Annotated in this window: 14 protein-coding genes; 6 read left to right on the forward strand and 8 right to left on the reverse strand. The window is 62.3% G+C overall.

Annotated elements, in window-relative coordinates; genetic code table 11:
• Positions 1-183: 183 nt before the first annotated feature.
• Both AC4FS3_RS05980 and AC4FS3_RS05985 read right to left on the reverse strand, forming a co-directional pair.
• A complete protein-coding gene (locus tag AC4FS3_RS05980) occupies positions 184-1,236 on the reverse strand; it encodes a lysine-2,3-aminomutase-like protein (RefSeq protein ID WP_491019759.1) in 1,053 nt (350 codons plus the stop codon).
• A 45-nt stretch (positions 1,237-1,281) separates the two neighbouring features.
• Positions 1,282-1,527, reverse strand: coding sequence for an usg protein (locus tag AC4FS3_RS05985; RefSeq protein WP_491019899.1), 246 nt, complete (start codon positions 1,525-1,527; stop codon positions 1,282-1,284).
• 369 nt (positions 1,528-1,896) lie between these two features.
• Here AC4FS3_RS05985 and gyrA point away from each other — a divergent pair, with 369 nt between their 5' ends.
• The 4 genes from gyrA (at position 1,897) to gluQRS (ending at position 7,329) form a co-directional block, all read left to right on the forward strand.
• Positions 1,897-4,689 carry a DNA gyrase subunit A gene (gyrA, locus tag AC4FS3_RS05990; RefSeq protein ID WP_491019760.1) on the forward strand — a complete coding sequence of 931 codons (2,793 nt, stop codon included), beginning with the start codon at positions 1,897-1,899 and terminating at the stop codon, positions 4,687-4,689.
• A 99-nt stretch (positions 4,690-4,788) separates the two neighbouring features.
• Positions 4,789-5,139 (forward strand): DUF6614 family protein, encoded by a 351-nt coding sequence (locus AC4FS3_RS05995; RefSeq protein ID WP_283177941.1) that lies wholly within the window; start codon positions 4,789-4,791, stop codon positions 5,137-5,139.
• A gap of 40 nt (positions 5,140-5,179) precedes the next feature.
• The gene (gene trmFO / locus AC4FS3_RS06000; protein WP_491019761.1) at positions 5,180-6,508 is read left to right on the forward strand and encodes a methylenetetrahydrofolate--tRNA-(uracil(54)-C(5))-methyltransferase (FADH(2)-oxidizing) TrmFO; all 1,329 of its coding nucleotides are present in this window, start codon (positions 5,180-5,182) and stop codon (positions 6,506-6,508) included.
• On the forward strand, positions 6,496-7,329 hold the full coding sequence (gene gluQRS / locus AC4FS3_RS06005; RefSeq protein ID WP_491019762.1) for a tRNA glutamyl-Q(34) synthetase GluQRS: 834 nt from the start codon (positions 6,496-6,498) through the stop codon (positions 7,327-7,329). Before trmFO ends, gluQRS begins: the two co-directional genes overlap by 13 nt.
• Positions 7,330-7,358: 29 nt before the next feature.
• On the opposite strand, the gene hisI is transcribed toward gluQRS, so the two are convergent.
• Complete coding sequence (hisI, locus tag AC4FS3_RS06010) at positions 7,359-7,718, reverse strand: phosphoribosyl-AMP cyclohydrolase (RefSeq protein ID WP_491019763.1); 360 nt, start codon at positions 7,716-7,718, stop codon at positions 7,359-7,361.
• 91 nt (positions 7,719-7,809) lie between these two features.
• Between hisI and AC4FS3_RS06015 the strand changes: the two genes are divergently transcribed.
• On the forward strand, positions 7,810-8,250 hold the full coding sequence (locus tag AC4FS3_RS06015) for an iron-sulfur cluster assembly scaffold protein (RefSeq protein ID WP_491019764.1): 441 nt from the start codon (positions 7,810-7,812) through the stop codon (positions 8,248-8,250).
• 160 nt (positions 8,251-8,410) lie between these two features.
• Here the strand turns inward: AC4FS3_RS06015 and AC4FS3_RS06020 are convergent, their stop codons facing one another.
• From AC4FS3_RS06020 to sciP, 5 genes are all read right to left on the reverse strand, one after another.
• Positions 8,411-8,533: a hypothetical protein gene (locus tag AC4FS3_RS06020; protein WP_283177946.1), complete on the reverse strand. Its 123-nt coding sequence runs from the start codon at positions 8,531-8,533 to the stop codon at positions 8,411-8,413.
• A 150-nt stretch (positions 8,534-8,683) separates the two neighbouring features.
• Positions 8,684-10,774, reverse strand: a complete 2,091-nt coding sequence (gene recG / locus AC4FS3_RS06025) for an ATP-dependent DNA helicase RecG (RefSeq protein ID WP_491019765.1) — start codon at positions 10,772-10,774, stop codon at positions 8,684-8,686.
• A complete protein-coding gene (gene ligA, locus AC4FS3_RS06030; RefSeq protein ID WP_491019766.1) occupies positions 10,771-13,053 on the reverse strand; it encodes an NAD-dependent DNA ligase LigA in 2,283 nt (760 codons plus the stop codon). The genes recG and ligA overlap by 4 nt, the downstream gene beginning before the upstream one ends.
• A 153-nt stretch (positions 13,054-13,206) precedes the next feature.
• Positions 13,207-13,920, reverse strand: a complete 714-nt coding sequence (ctrA, locus tag AC4FS3_RS06035) for a response regulator transcription factor CtrA (RefSeq protein WP_283177949.1) — start codon at positions 13,918-13,920, stop codon at positions 13,207-13,209.
• Between the two features lie 111 nt (positions 13,921-14,031).
• Positions 14,032-14,310 carry a CtrA inhibitor SciP gene (gene sciP / locus AC4FS3_RS06040; RefSeq protein WP_092897661.1) on the reverse strand — a complete coding sequence of 93 codons (279 nt, stop codon included), beginning with the start codon at positions 14,308-14,310 and terminating at the stop codon, positions 14,032-14,034.
• A 155-nt stretch (positions 14,311-14,465) separates the two neighbouring features.
• On the opposite strand from sciP, the gene mnmA reads away from it, so the two are divergent.
• A complete protein-coding gene (gene mnmA, locus AC4FS3_RS06045) occupies positions 14,466-15,605 on the forward strand; it encodes a tRNA 2-thiouridine(34) synthase MnmA (protein WP_491019767.1) in 1,140 nt (379 codons plus the stop codon).
• The last annotated feature ends 53 nt before the right edge of the window (positions 15,606-15,658 follow it).

A 15,658-nucleotide genomic window follows, 5' to 3' on the forward strand; every position in this document is an offset into this window, starting at 1 on the left:
GAAGCCAATCAGCCACTGCCCTTCGCTTCAGAATTAGGCCGCCTGTTCCAAATGATCTGACGACGCAGATGTGACCCGGCGGTGCGTCACCACGGGGTGTGTGGTCGATCCATCCCACTGACTCCATAACCCAACCAGGCGGGACTGAATCTGCCCCCGCCAAGGGCGTTCGTAGCCCCGAAGTCAGAGATCCCGGTAGGAATGCGCTCGCCCCTGCGGATCGGTAACGGTCCAGCTGCCATCTCCATGGTGTTGCAGATAGCCAGGCCCAACCGGAACCTTTCCAAAGCCGCCGGGAATATCCAGGACATAGGTCGGCAGCGCCGTGCCGGAGATTCGTCCGCGCAAATCGGCCATGATTTCCTGCCCCTCGTGCAGGCTTAGACGGAAATGGCCGGTGCCTTTCGCGAGATCGGGGTGATGCAGGTAATAGGGCTTCACCCGGTTGCGGATCAAAGTACGGAACAACTGCTCCAGCGTGTCGGGATCGGCATTGATCCCCTTCAGCAGCACCGTCTGCGACAGGAGCGGCACGCCCGCCCGGGTCAGCCGTGCGAGTGCCGCGCTGGCGGCAGGGGTAATTTCGTCGGCATGGTTCGTATGCAGCACGAGCCAGACCACCGGGCGGACCTGCATCGCCCGCGTCAGGTCGTCGGTGATCTTCTCCGGCGCCACGACAGGGATGCGGGTATGGATGCGGATCACCTCGACGCTTGGGATCTCTGCCAGTCGGGCCAGCATATCCTTCAGGCGCCGCGCGGACAGGGTCAGCGGGTCGCCGCCGGTCAGGATCACCTCCCAGATCTGCGGATGGTCGCGCAGATAGTCTAGTACGCGGATGAATTCCGCCTCCTCGAGCTGACCGTTTTCCCCCACCGCCTCGCGTCGGAAGCAAAAGCGGCAATAGACCTCGCAGATCTGGGTCGTGTGCAGGATCACGCGGTCCGGATAGCGATGCGTCAGGCCGGGCACCGGGCGATGCACGTCATCCCCGATCGGGTCGATCAGCTCTTCCGGGAGGATGGTCAGCTCGCGCGGATCAGGGAGAAATTGCGCCAGGACTGCGTCAGATCCGATCTGCCGCATCCCGGGGCTCAGCCGCACCCGGAATTCCGCCGCGACCTGTTCAAGTTCTGCCCGTTGGACAGCTGGGCTCAGACCCTGGCGGATCAGCCCGTCAACATTGGTCAGCGCGCCCTGAGCCTGCGCCTTGCCGGGGGGAGACTGGTCATTCATGGCGCGGGCAATAGCCTCACCCGCGCCTCACGGCAAGCGCGCGCTTTAGTGCAGCCTCAGTTCCGCCGTCACCTTGCGCCATTCCGCCGGCCCGATCTGCCGGCGATGGGTGAAGCGCACCGAATGCAGCGGCCCTTCGATGTTCGACTGCCAGTATTCAATGAAGCGAAACAGTTCCGGGTAGTCCGGCGCCAGATCATAGGCCTGCCAGATGAACGTGTTGAGCACCGACCGGTAATCCGGCATCCCGTAGAAGATCTCGGCCGTGGTGAGTCCGTAGCCTTGCAGCATGAGGCTGGTTTCGCTGTGCTGACGCTCACCCGCCCGCCCCTCACCGGCACGTCCCTCACCTGCCCGCCCGTAGCCGATCCGCCCGTCGCCGATCCGCCTGTCGCCTTCTTTCATTTCCTGTGCCTCCGTTCGTCCTCCCGTTCAGGAAAGCATGACAGAGATGAATATAAGGTCAATAAAATCAACGATCTGTCACTCACCTCGCCCCTGTGATGACAACAGAGATGACAGAAGACCGCCCCGACCATTTCACCGACCATTGCTCCCACCATTGCACCCAATGGCTGGTATGGTGTAACTTCTGCCCAACTAAATGCGGGCCAGGGGACATGTCCCCGAAAGGCCCGGCCGTGACAAAGAAGGCGTACCGTGTCAGACACTCCGGAAGATATTGAAAACGCAGGTGAAACTCCTGAGAAGCCGGTCTATCACGGCCCGCAGGTCGATATCACCCAGGAGATGCGGACCGCCTATCTCGACTATGCGATGTCGGTCATTGTCAGCCGCGCGATCCCCGATCTGCGCGACGGGCTGAAGCCGGTTCACCGCCGCGTGCTGTTTGCAATGCACGAAAGCAACAACACCCATGACAAGGCCTATCGCAAATCGGCCCGTCCGGTCGGCGATACGATGGGGAAATACCACCCGCATGGCGACAGCTCGATTTACGACGCGCTGGTGCGGATGGCGCAGCCCTTCAGTATGTCGCTGAAACTCCTTGATGGGCAAGGGAATTTCGGCTCGATGGATGGCGATCCGCCGGCGGCGATGCGCTATACCGAAGTGCGGATGGACAAGCCCGCCGCCTTTCTGCTGGCCGATATCGACAAAGATACGGTCGATTTCCAGGACAATTACGACGGCAAGGACCGCGAGCCGACGGTGCTTCCCTCCCGCTACCCGAACATGCTGGTCAACGGCACCGAAGGTATCGCGGTCGGCATGGCGACGCGGATCCCGCCGCACAACCTCGGCGAGGTTATCGACGCCACGCTGGCGATGATAGAAAACCCGGATATCTCCATGGAATCGCTCATGGAAATGCTTCCGGCGCCCGATTTTCCGACCGGGGGTCTGATCCTTGGTCGTTCGGGCGCGCGCAAGGCCTATCTCGAAGGGCGCGGCTCGGTGATCATCCGGGCGAAAACCCATGTCGAAGAGCTGCGCAAAGACCGCTGGGCAATCATCGTCGACGAGATCCCCTATCAGGTCAACAAGGCCTCGATGATCGAGAAAATCGCCGAAGCGGTGCGCGACAAGCGGATCGACGGGATCTCCTCGATCGCCGACGAGTCGGACCGTGTCGGCGTGCGGGTGGTGATCGAGCTGAAACGCGATGCCACACCCGATGTCGTGCTGAACCAGCTCTGGCGGTTCTCGCCGATGCAGGTGCATTTCGGCTGCAATATGCTGGCGCTGGTGGGCGGCAAGCCCGAGACCCTGACGCTTCGGGATTTCCTCAGCCATTTCCTTGTGTTCCGCGAAGAAGTTGTCGCACGCCGCACCGCTTTCGAGCTGCGGAAAGCGCGCGAGCGCAGCCATATCCTTTGCGGTCTCGCGGTCGCGGTATCGAATGTCGATGAGGTTGTGGCGACGATCCGCTCCTCTGCCGATCCGGCCGAGGCGCGCGAGCGGCTGATGACCCGCAACTGGCCCGCGCATGATATCGCGGCCTATATCCGGCTGATCGACGATCCCGGTCATAAGATGAACGAGGATGGAACCTATAATCTCTCGGAGACCCAGGCCCGGGCGATCCTTGAGCTGCGCCTGCAGCGTCTGACCGCGCTCGGGGTCAAGGAAGTCACCGACGAGCTGGAAGAACTTGCCGGTAAGATCAAGGATTTCCTCGATATTCTCTCGTCTCGGGATCGGATCATGGGGATCATTTCCGATGAGTTGACCGAGGTTCGCTCGCTCTTTGCTGTGCCGCGCCGCACCCAGATCGCCGATTGGGAAGGCGATATGGATGACGAGGATCTGATCGAGCGCGAGGATATGGTCGTGACCATCACCTCGGGCGGTTACATCAAGCGCACGCCGCTGGCAGAGTTCCGCCAGCAGAACCGCGGCGGCAAGGGTTTGTCTTCCATGCAGACCAAGGAAGATGACGTCGTCACAACGCTTTTCGTAGCAAATACACATACCTGGCTCTTGTTCTTTACAACTTCCGGCATGGTCTACAAGCTCAAGACCTGGCGGCTTCCGGTGGCGGGCCGCAATGCCAAAGGTAAGGCACTGGTCAATATCCTGCCGATCGAACCCGGCGTTTCCATCGCCGCGCTGATGCCGGTCGATGTGCCGGAAGATGAGTGGGACAAGCTGCAGATTGTCTTCGCGACCTCGGATGGCGATGTGCGGCAGAATGATCTGTCGGACTTCACCAATGTGATGCGCAATGGCAAGATCGCGATGAAACTGCCTGAAAACGTTACACTTGTGAACGCAGCCATCGCCGATGAGAATGACGATGTCATGCTGGTGACGGCTTCGGGCCGCGCCATCCGCTTCTCGACCCAGGAAATCCGCGTCTTCAAATCGCGCGGCTCGACCGGTGTGCGCGGGATCCGCCTGAATGGCGAGGATAAGGTCGTCTCGATGTCGATCATCCGCCATTTCGAGGCAGATCCGGCCGAGCGCGCCGCCTATCTGAAGCAGCGCCGCCTTGTCGCCGGTGTGACTGAAGAGATCGAGGCGGATGACGAGGAAGAGGCCGCAGTGGGCCAGCTTTCGACCGAGCGTTATGCTGAAATGTCAGCGGCCGAGGATCTGATCCTCACCATCACCGCGCGCGGTCTCGGCAAGCTCTCGTCCAGCCATGACTACCCGGTGCGCGGACGTGGCGGCCAGGGCGTGACCGCTTTCGCCAAATCCATGCCCGGCGGGCCGCTGGTGGCCTCCTTCCCGGTCGATCTTTCCGACCAGATCATGCTCGCGACCTCGTCCGGACAGTCGATCCGGGTGCCGGTGGACCAGATTTCTTTCCGCTCGCGGTCGGCTGGGGGCGTGAAGGTGCTGAATACCGGCGGCGAGGAAGAGGTCGTCTCGGTCGCCCGCATCGCCGAGCAGGAAAGCGTCGGCGCGGCGGACACGACGGTTCCAGATACGCCATCCTCCGACACGCCGGCCCCTGACGTGCCGCCCGAGACCGCTCCGGAATGATGTGACAGCCCGCCCCTGTGGCGGGCCGTTTCATTTTAACCCGATGGTAAATCTTCGCTGTTTCACTCGATGCGGGCGGATGGCCCGAGGGAGGAAGCGGTGCATCTTTACCATTGCCTGATCGAGCTGCGGCCAGAGGCACGGGCCCTGGCATTCGCGGCTGCCGTCGCCGCCTGGATGGATCATCTGCGTGGCAAGGGCCTGGTGAGCGACTGGCGGCTTCTGCGTCGCAAACTGGGACTGGCCTCGGGGCAGCATACCGATTTCCTGCTGGAGATTGAGCTGCCTGGCCTTGCCGGCCTCGACACAGCTTTCGCCGGTCTCGCTGCCAGCGATGATGAGGCGCTGCGCCGCTACGACCAGATGCATGGCATGATCGCCCATGCCGATATCGGTCTCTACCGGCCCTGGCCCGATCCTGCGCAACGCGAACGGGTCGCCCTGATCTGAGGAGTTGAACTGTCGCCCTGGCAGGGCTACATCGCGAGCCATGGAAAAGCTCCACATCATCGGCGGCGGCATGGCCGGATCCGAGGCCGCCTGGCAGGCGGCCGAGGCCGGCGTCCCGGTCGTCCTGCACGAAATGCGCCCCTCTGTGGGCACTTTCGCGCATCGCACCGGCGACTTCGCCGAAATGGTCTGCTCGAACTCCTTCCGCTCGGATGATGATGAACGGAATGCCGTCGGCCTGCTGCATTGGGAAATGCAGGCGGCGGGCGGGTTGATCATGGAAATGGCCCGCCGTCACCGCCTGCCGGCAGGTGGCGCACTTGCTGTTGACCGCGACGCCTTTTCGGCTTCGGTGACAGAACGGCTGCGCGCGCATCCGATGATTTCATTCGACCCCGGTGAGATCCGTGCCCTTCCCGAAGATGGTCACTGGATCATCGCGACCGGCCCGCTGACCTCCGGCGCCCTGGCAGAAGCAATCCGCGCCGAGACCGGAGCAGACAGCCTCGCCTTTTTCGACGCCATCGCGCCTATCGTCTACGCGGAATCGGTCGATATGTCGGTCGCCTGGCGCCAGTCGCGCTATGACAAGGGCGAGACCGAAGAGGAACAAAAGGCCTATCTCAATTGCCCGATGACGCGGGAGCAATATGAGGCTTTCATCGACGCGCTGCTCGCCGCCGAGAAAACCGAATTCCATGAAGGCGAAACGGCGGGCTATTTCGATGGCTGCCTGCCGATCGAGGTCATGGCCGAACGCGGGCGCGAAACGCTGCGCTTTGGCCCGATGAAGCCGGTCGGCCTGACCAATGAACATGATCCCGAAACCAAAGCCTATGCGGTGGTTCAGCTGCGCCGCGACAATGCGCTCGGGACGCTCTATAATATCGTGGGCTTCCAGACCAAGATGAAATACGGCGCGCAAGCCGCTGTTTTCAAAATGATTCCCGGTCTTGAAAACGCTTCATTTGCCCGTCTTGGCGGCATCCATCGCAATACATTCATCAACTCTCCCACGCTTCTGGACGACCGGATGCGACTGAAATCGCGGCCGCATATCCGTTTCGCCGGCCAGATCACCGGGGTCGAGGGTTATGTCGAATCCTCGGCAATGGGCCTGCTCGCCGGCCGTATGGCAGCAGCGGAAATCAAGGGTCAGGATCTGCCGCCACCGCCTGCGGACACTGCGATGGGCGCGCTTATCACCCATATCACCGGTGGTGCCGAGGCAAAGACATTCCAGCCAATGAATGTCAATTTCGGCCTCTTCCCCCCGATTGACGCCAAAGGCGGGCGCCGGGGTCGCAAGGATCGCTACAAGGCCTATACCGATCGCGCGAAAGACGCTTTCACAAAATGGCTCGGGTAACCCGCTTCGCGCCGTCGCCAACCGGGCCGCTCCATCTGGGCCATGCTTTCGCCGCGCTGACCGCCGCCGCGCGCGGAGATCGCTTTCTTCTCAGGATCGAGGATATCGACACCGCCCGCGCGCGGCCCGATTATGAGGCCGCCGTTTATGAAGATCTTCGCTGGCTGGGACTGCATTGGGAAACCCCGGTCCTGCGGCAGTCAGAGCGCCTCAACCTGTACCGTCAAGCCGTTGATAAGCTGACAGAAACCGGCCTGACCTATCATTGCATCTGCACCAGGGGTGATATACGCGCCTCTCTGTCGGCGCCACAGGAAGGCGCGCCTGTAACCGGGCCGGATGGACCGGTCTATCCCGGCACCTGCCGCCATGCCGGTCATAAAGGCGGCGCGATCCGCCTTGATATGGCGAAAGCCATGGCGCGTACTGGCGACGTCACCTTCACCGATAGCGGTCGCCGGCCGGGCCTTCATTGCCGCAATGCTGCGCAGATGGTCGCTGAGATCGGCGATATTGTTCTGGCGCGTCGCGACATCGGAACCTCTTATCACATTGCCGTCGTGACCGATGATGCTGCCCAGGGCATCACCGAAATCACACGTGGCGAAGACCTGTTCGAGGCCACCTTCATCCATGCGCTCCTGATCCGCCTGCTCGGCCTGCCACAACCACTCTGGCATCATCACCGCCTGATCCGTGACGACAGCGGCAAACGGCTCGCCAAGCGCGATGACGCCCGGGCGCTGGTAAAATACCGCGAGGACGGTGCCACGCCCGGTGATATCCGCGTGATGCTCGGCCTGACCGTTCCCCTTGACTGAAATATGTCTGCCGGAGGCGCAGACCAGCCTCAGCTGACCGGCTGCATCAGCTCAACCTCATCCCCGGTCTCCACCCCGGTATAAAAACAGGACCGCCGGTTGGTATGGCAGGCCGGTCCGGTCTGATCCACGAGCGCCAGCAGACAGTCACGATCACAATCCACCCGCAGCCCGACCAGCCGCTGCACATGGCCCGAGCTTTCCCCCTTGATCCAGAACGCCTGACGCGAGCGCGACCAATAGGTCACCCTGCCCGTCTCCAGCGTCTTCGCTACGGCCGCCGCGTTCATCCAGGCCAGCATCAGCACCTCGCCTGTGTCATGCTGCTGGGCGATGCAGGCCACCAGCCCATTGGCATCGAATTTCAGACTGGCGGGATCAAAGCTCATGGTCTTCTCCTTGGCGCGGGCGCTCTGTCCGATTACATAGACGTCAGGCAAGGCAGGCCACAAGGGCAGCCTATCGGCAAAGGCGACAGCGATGAGCGACAGCGATCTGATCTCGCTATATTCCGGTAAGATTCTCGACCTGGCTGCGAATATCCCGCTGGCCGGGCGGCTTGATGCGCCACAGGGCAGCGCGAAAAAGCGCTCTCCCACCTGCGGCTCGACAGTGACGGTCGATCTGACGCTGCAGGACGGAAGGGTTGCGGATTATGCGCAAGAGGTGCGGGCCTGCGCCCTCGGTCAGGCCTCTGCCGCGATTTTTGGCCGTGCCGTGATCGGGCGCAGCGCTCAGGAGCTCCATCAGGCCCGCGACGCCGTTGCTGCCATGCTGAAAGACGGCGCCGAACCGCCGCCCGCGCCTTTCGATCTTTACGCGGTGCTGACCCCGGCGCGGGAGTTCCGCAATCGTCATGCCTCGATCCTGCTGGTGCTCGACGCTGCCTGCGAAGCCGTCGACAAAGCCCGGCAGGCCTAAAAAAAACCGCCGCGCGTCGGGATACGACGGCGGCGGAAGTCAAGCGTGTCTGGGACATGCAGGGATCTGCGGGACAGGTGCAGATCAGGGGCCTTCGGATCGGGACAGAGAAGGCCGGTGCATGTCAGAGGTCAGACCGCAGGCAGAAACTCGGATGCGCTTAACCGGCGACGGGCAGCGCGAGGGCAACAAACAAAAGTGCGAAGAGAGCGAAGACGCCAAGAATATCCTCGGCCGCGCGGATATCTGCGCTGCGGCGAACGGCTTTCAGTCGGGCGATCATCTTCACTTCCTCCTGCTCTCTGTTTTGTTGCCCTATTGTTCTCATATGATTCATGAGTTGTAAAGAACTAAAGTGGAACATTCGCGAACATAACAGGTTTCAGGTATTGCACCTTATGCAGAGGCTGCCTCCACGCCCCCGAATACGGGTTCAGCCGACCGTCAAAAGCCGGATCGCCCGATCCTGATCCAGCAGCCACAAGAGATGTCGTGCCGCTTTACCGCGCGGGCTGTCGAGCGTCGGATCATCGTGCAAAAGCTTGCGCGCATCCGTTTGCGCCACCACCATCAGCGCCGATTGCCGTTCCAGATCGGCGACGCGAAATCTGGGCAGGCCCGATTGCGCGGTGCCGATCAGATCCCCGGCACCGCGCATCGCGAGATCTTCCTCGGCGATGCGGAAGCCGTCTTCGGTATCGCGCAGGGTCTTGAGACGGCGCTCGCCGCTTTCGCTCAGCGGCGGCTGATACATCATCAGGCAAGTCGATTCCGCCGCTCCCCGGCCGACCCGCCCCCGGAGCTGATGCAACTGCGCAAGTCCAAAGGTCTCGGCGCGTTCGATCACCATGATCGAGGCATTGGGCACATTCACCCCCACCTCGATTACCGTTGTCGCCACCAGAACGCCGGTCTCGCCAGCAACAAACCGCGCCATCGCGGCATCCTTGGCCGCGGGCGGCATCTGGCCATGGACCAGCCCGACCCGCCCCTCACCCAAAGCGGTGCGCAGATGGGCAAACCGCTCCTCGGCCGAGGCCAGATCAACGAGCTCGCTTTCCTCGACCAGCGGGCAGACCCAATAGGCCTGACGCCCGCCCGCCACCGCCTGGGACAGATGGGCCACCACCTCGTCAATCCGGCTTGTGGTCACCAGCACCGTCCTGACCGGTTTGCGGCCCGGCGGTTTTTCATCCAGCACCGAGACATCCATATCGCCGTAAGAGGCCAAAGCGAGGCTGCGCGGGATCGGGGTCGCGGTCATCACCAGCACATCCGCTGCCTCGCCCTTGGCGCCCAATTCCATCCGCTGCGCCACGCCAAACCGATGCTGTTCATCGATCACCGCGAGACGAAGATTATGAAAAACCACGTCTTTCTGGAAAACAGCATGGGTGCCGACCAGGATCTGGATCTCTCCCGCCGCGAGCGCCGCCAGTTTGGCCGCCCGCTCACTGCCCCGGTCGCGTCCGGTCAGAAGTTCCATCCGGATGCCGGCCTGGCCTGCAAGATCCGCCAGCCCCTCATAATGCTGGCGCGCGAGGATCTCGGTCGGGGCCATCAGCACACCCTGCCCGCCCGCCTCGACCGCAACCGCCAGCGCCATCAGCGCCACGAGCGTTTTCCCGGCGCCAACATCGCCCTGCAACAGCCGGTTCATCCGTAACGGCGCGGCCATGTCTGCGGCGATCTCGGTCACCGCACGCTCCTGCGCGGCTGTGGGCCGATAGGGAAAGCCGTCTAAAAGCCGCGCGCGCAGGCCTCCATCGCCCCGGCTCTGCATCCCACGCCCGCGCCGCATCCGCGCCCGCGCAAGCGACAGCGTCAGCTGATGCGCGAAAAGTTCATCATAGGCGAGCCTTGCCCGGGCCGGATCTTCCGCCGCCAGATCCTGCGCGCTTGCGGGACGATGGGCCTGCGCGATCGCGGCAGACCAGGCGGGCCAGCCCTCGCGCGCCATCAGCCCGGGGTCGATCCACTCCGCCAGATCCGGCAGCCGCGCCAGCGCTGACACCATCGCTTTTTGCACTGTTTTCTGCGTGATACCTGCCGTCAGCGGATAGACCGGCTCCCATCCCGGCAGGTTTCCCGCCTCTTCCGGCGCCAGCATGTGATCAGGATGCACGATGCGGATCGCAAAATCAGTGGCCTCGGCCTTGCCGGAAATCACCCGGCGTGCGCCCTCCGGCAGGATGCGCTGCAAGTAGTCGCCACGTGCGTGAAAGAAGACCAGTTCCAGCGCCGCGCCCTCATCGTCGCGGCAATGTACCACTGTCGGCGCCGAGCGGGTGCGCCCCGGCTGATGGCGCAGCACCTCGACCGCGATGGTCACTGTTGTGGGCAAAATATAGTCGCGAATGCCGGCGCGCAGACTGCGGTCGATGCCGCTGTAAGGCAGCAGGTACAAAAGATCCTTCGGGCGGCTGACCGCCAGCCCCTCAAACGCCTTCGCGCTTTTCGCACCGACGCCGTCCAGCGTCTCCAGATTCGCGAAAAGCGGAAAGAGCGCCTCAGGACGGCTCATGCGCCGGTATCTCCTGGCTGACCAGCCGCCAGATCACCGATCAACACGAGCCAGCCATCTTCGTCGAGCGTGCGGATGTTCAGCTTTGCCGCTTCCTTCAGCTTGGAGCCGGCGCCGGGCCCGGCCACCAGAAGATCGGTTTTGGCTGAAACCGAACCCGCAACCTTCGCCCCGAGCGATTCGGCGCGGGCCTTGGCCTCGGCCCGGGTCATTTTCTCCAGCGAGCCGGTGAAAACGACGGTCAGGCCCGCCACCGGGCTTTCGGTCGCACGTTTCGCAGGCGGCGTGATCTCTTTAAGCTGAGCCACGAGATCATCGACCGCCTGGCGCTCATGCCCGCCTGGCGCCAGCGCGGTCACCAGCGAGACCGCCAGAACCGCGCCGATCCCGTCGATTGACAAAAGCTCCTGCCAGGCGGCAAGCGTCGCCGGGTCCAGCGGATCCTGATCCCAGATCACCGCACGGGCCTTTGCCGGCTGCGCCCGACGCCCCGCGTCACGGGCGGCGATACGCTCTTCCGCCTCGGCCTCGTCCGCCGCGATCTGGCGCAAAGCGGCCGGATGGGCGATGTCGATGGCCGATGCCAGGCTGGTCCAGGAGTGGTAATGCCGCGCCAGATCCCGCGCCGCCACCTCACCGACATCGCGGATGCCAAGCGCGAAGAGGAAGCGTTCAAATCCGATCGTCCGGCGTTCGTCGATCGCGGCCCAGAGCTTCCTGACCGAGGTCTCGCCAAAACCGTCGCGGTTCTTCAGCTTTTGCAGCGGGTTAGCAGTGTCGCGAGCCTCAAGCGTAAAGATATCAGCCGGCGTTTTCACCGGCAAAAGATCATCGAGATAGAACAGCTCTACCTGTTTCGCGCCGAGGCCCTCGATGTCAAACGCGTTGCGGCTGACAAAATGTTTCAGCCTTTCGACACCTTGCGCGGGACAGATCAGTCCGCCAGTGCAGCGACGCACGGAGTCTTCGGGGGCACGGATCGCCGGGCTGCCGCATTGCGGACAGGTCTCGGGGAAGGCATAGGGGATCGCGCCTTCGGGCCGTTTCGTAAGATCGACATCCGCGATCTTCGGGATCACATCACCGGCGCGGTAGACCTGGACGAAATCGCCGATCCGGATATCCTTGCCGCCGCGGATCTCTTCGCCGGCCGAGTTGCGGCCATGGATGTAATCCTCATTATGCAGCGTGGCGTTCGAGACCACCACACCGCCCACCGTCACCGGCACCAGCCGTGCAACCGGCGAGAGTGCGCCGGTGCGGCCGACCTGAATGTCGATGGCCTCAAGCCAGGTCCAGGCGAGTTCGGCCGGGAATTTATGCGCAATCGCCCAGCGGGGCGTGGTGGAGCGAAACCCCAGCCGCGCCTGCAGCGCCAGATCGTCAACCTTATAGACCACGCCGTCGATGTCATAGCCAAGCCCGGCCCGCAATTCACCGATATGGCGATACTGCGCCAGCATGTCCTCTGGCCCCGCACAAAGCCGCGTCAGGGGATTGGTCTGGAACCCCAGTTCCGCAAGGCGCCGGATCGCGCCCGACTGGCTGTTGGCGAGGGGCGCCGACACCTCCCCCCAGGCATAGGCGAAGAATTTGAGCGGGCGGCTCGCGGTGATCCGCGCATCGAGCTGGCGCAGACTGCCAGCGGCCGCATTGCGCGGATTGGCGAAGGTTTTTTCCCCCAGTTCTGCCTGGCGGCTGTTCAGCGCCGCGAAATCGGCATGGGACATATAGACCTCACCCCGCACCTCCATAATTTCGGGGGCCCCGGAAACCAGATGCGGGATATCGGCAATCGTCAGGGCATTCGCGGTCACATTCTCTCCCGTCGCGCCATCGCCCCTCGTCGCGGCCTGGACCAGCCGACCCGATTCGTAGCGCAAGGAAAGCGAAAGCCCGTCGATCTTTGGCTCTGCAGTATAGTTCACCCCACCGGAATGGTTGAGGAAAGACCGCACCCGGTCGTCGAAATCCGAGACATCGCTGTCATCAAACGCATTTTCGAGACTGAGCATTGCGACCCGATGCGCAACCTTGCCGAACCCCTCCACCGGCGCCGCGCCAATCTGATCACTGGCACTGTCAGCCCGCTTCATCGCGGGAAAGCGCGCCTCAATCGCCGCATTGCGGCGCTTCAGCTGATCATATTCCGCATCGCTGATCACCGGAGCATCTTCGGAGTGATAGGCATGATTCGCGCCGGCAAGTTTCTGCGCCAGCATATTCAGCTCGGCCCGGGCCTCTGCTTCACTGAGATCTTCGACTGCTCTGGCTTCCATTGCCCCCTCCGCCCGGTTCGGCCCGAACCTAGGACCGGACCATCAGGAGGTAAAGCACCTCACGCGCCCGGCATCGGCTCAGCCGTGCCGATCCCTGTCACTCCGCGAGCGCAGAACAGCGGCCTTACCCGGGCAAATCTGGTGCGTGCCCGATCAGGCCGTTGCCGCGAGCCGTCCGCCGCTGCGGTCCCCTTCCGGATCGCGCAGCACATATCCGCGCCCCCAGACGGTCTCGATATAGCTTTCGCCGCCGGTGGCTTCGCTCAGTTTCTTACGCAATTTGCAAATAAACACATCAATGATTTTAAGCTCCGGCTCATCCATGCCGCCGTAAAGATGATTAAGAAACATCTCTTTTGTCAGAGTGGTTCCCTTGCGCAGCGAAAGCAGCTCAAGCATCTGATATTCCTTGCCGGTCAGATGAACGGCCTTGCCTTCGGACTCAACGGTTTTGGCATCGAGATTAACCGTGATCAGCCCGGTCCGGATTGTGGACTGGCTATGTCCTTTTGAGCGGCGGATGATCGCATGGATCCGCGCCACCAGTTCTTCGCGATGGAAAGGTTTGGTCAGATAGTCATCGGCGCCAAAGCCAAACCCCCTGAGTTTGCTCTCGGTGTCGTCCGATCCGGACAGGATCAGGATAGGCGTTTCTACGCGCGCGAGCCTGATCTGGCGAAGAACCTCATGCCCGCTCATATCGGGCAGATTGAGATCAAGCAGGATCAGATCGTAGTCATAAAGTCGGGCGAGATCTATCCCATCCTCACCCATATCGGTGCAATAGACATTCAGGTTGGCATGGGTCAACATCAGTTCGATACTGCGCGATGTTGTTGGATCATCTTCGACAAGTAAAATACGCATATGGAAATCTCCGGTCCGGGCTGTCAGGTCATTTTCGTTAACGACACTCGCATCCCCTGGTTAATGCATGGTTACCACGCACAGCTTGCCAGAGAGAAATTCCAATACAATCTAAAGTTGTCTGAATTTTTGAATAGACGTGACTTTCAGCGCCTTCTCTCCGTGTTTTTCAACAGCGTCACACCAAAGCCGGAATTCCTCTTCTGACAGGGAATACCGCTCGCGCGCCTCTTCGGCCGTGATCAGCCCATGTGCTACAGCCCGCACAACCGTCGCCTTGCGGCTGGCAACCCAGCGTCGCGTCTCTGGCGCGGGCAGATCCGCCCGGGTCAGAATGGAGCCATCCGGCAAGGTCACCTGCCTCGGGCCGTCAACTCGTCTGAGATACATCGCGGTTTCCGTTCGCTGTCTGGTTCAGGCAGATTTGACCAGTTACGCTTAAACATTGCTGAACCCGCACCTTGAGAGTAGGAAAGATTTTCATATATTCCGGGCTAATCCGGAACCTTTCCCCATCGGCGACCCTCCCATGCCCCGACACTGCCATGCCCTTTGATACCAGGCTCAACTCGCTCGGCTTTGACCGGGCCCCACAAGATACCCGCGTGGTCGTCGCCATGTCGGGCGGTGTCGACAGCTCTGTCGTTGCGGCGATGCTCAAGGAAGAGGGCTATGATGTCGTCGGCGTGACGCTGCAGCTCTATGACCACGGGGCCGCGCTGGCAAAGAAAGGCGCCTGCTGTGCCGGTCGTGACATCCATGACGCGCGGCGCGTGGCCGAGACGATGGGCTTCCCGCATTATGTGCTGGATTACGAGAACACCTTCCGCGAGGCGGTGATCGAGGAATTTGCCGAGGCCTACCTGGCTGGCGCGACCCCTGTGCCTTGCATCCGCTGCAATGAGAGGGTGAAGTTCAAGGACCTGCTCGCCACTGCGAAAGAGCTGGAGGCCGATTGCATGGCGACCGGCCATTACATCCAGCGCAAACTGGGCGGTGCCGGGCCAGAGCTGCATTCGGCCGCCGATCCGAACCGCGATCAGAGCTATTTCCTGTTCTCAACCACGCCGGAGCAGCTCTCTTACCTGCGCTTCCCGCTGGGCCACCTGCATTCCAAGGCAGAGACCCGGGCCCTGGCGGCAAAATACGGTCTGCCGGTGGCCGACAAGCCCGACAGCCAGGACATCTGTTTTGTCCCGAACGGCAATTATGCCAGCGTGATCGAGAAGCTGCGGCCCGATGCGGCCTCGCCCGGCGAGATCGTCGATCTCTCGGGCCAGGTATTGGGCGCGCATCGTGGCGTGATCCATTACACGATCGGCCAGCGCAAAGGTCTGGGGATCGGGGGGCTCGGCGAGCCGCTTTATGTGGTGAAGCTTGATGCGGAAAACCGCCGGGTTATCGTCGGGCCGAAAGAGGCGCTCTCGACCCGGGTGATTCCGGTGCGGGAAATCAACTGGCTGGGCGATGCACCCTTTGAGAGCCAGCCGGAATGGCACGTGCTGACCAGGGTGCGTTCGACCCGCGCGCCGCGCCCGGCAATCATCCGTCCGATCACGGCAACAGAAGCCGAAGTGGAGCTGATTGAACCGGAAGATGGTGTCAGCCCCGGCCAGGCCTGCGTGTTCTACGCGAATGAGGGAAGCCGCATTTATGGCGGCGGCTGGATCTGGCGCGGGCGTTAAACAGAGAGGGGGCGCTGCCCCCTCGGCTCCTGAAGGAGCCTCACCCCCGGGAT

This window comes from Pseudogemmobacter sp. TB195 (genome assembly GCF_058313095.1).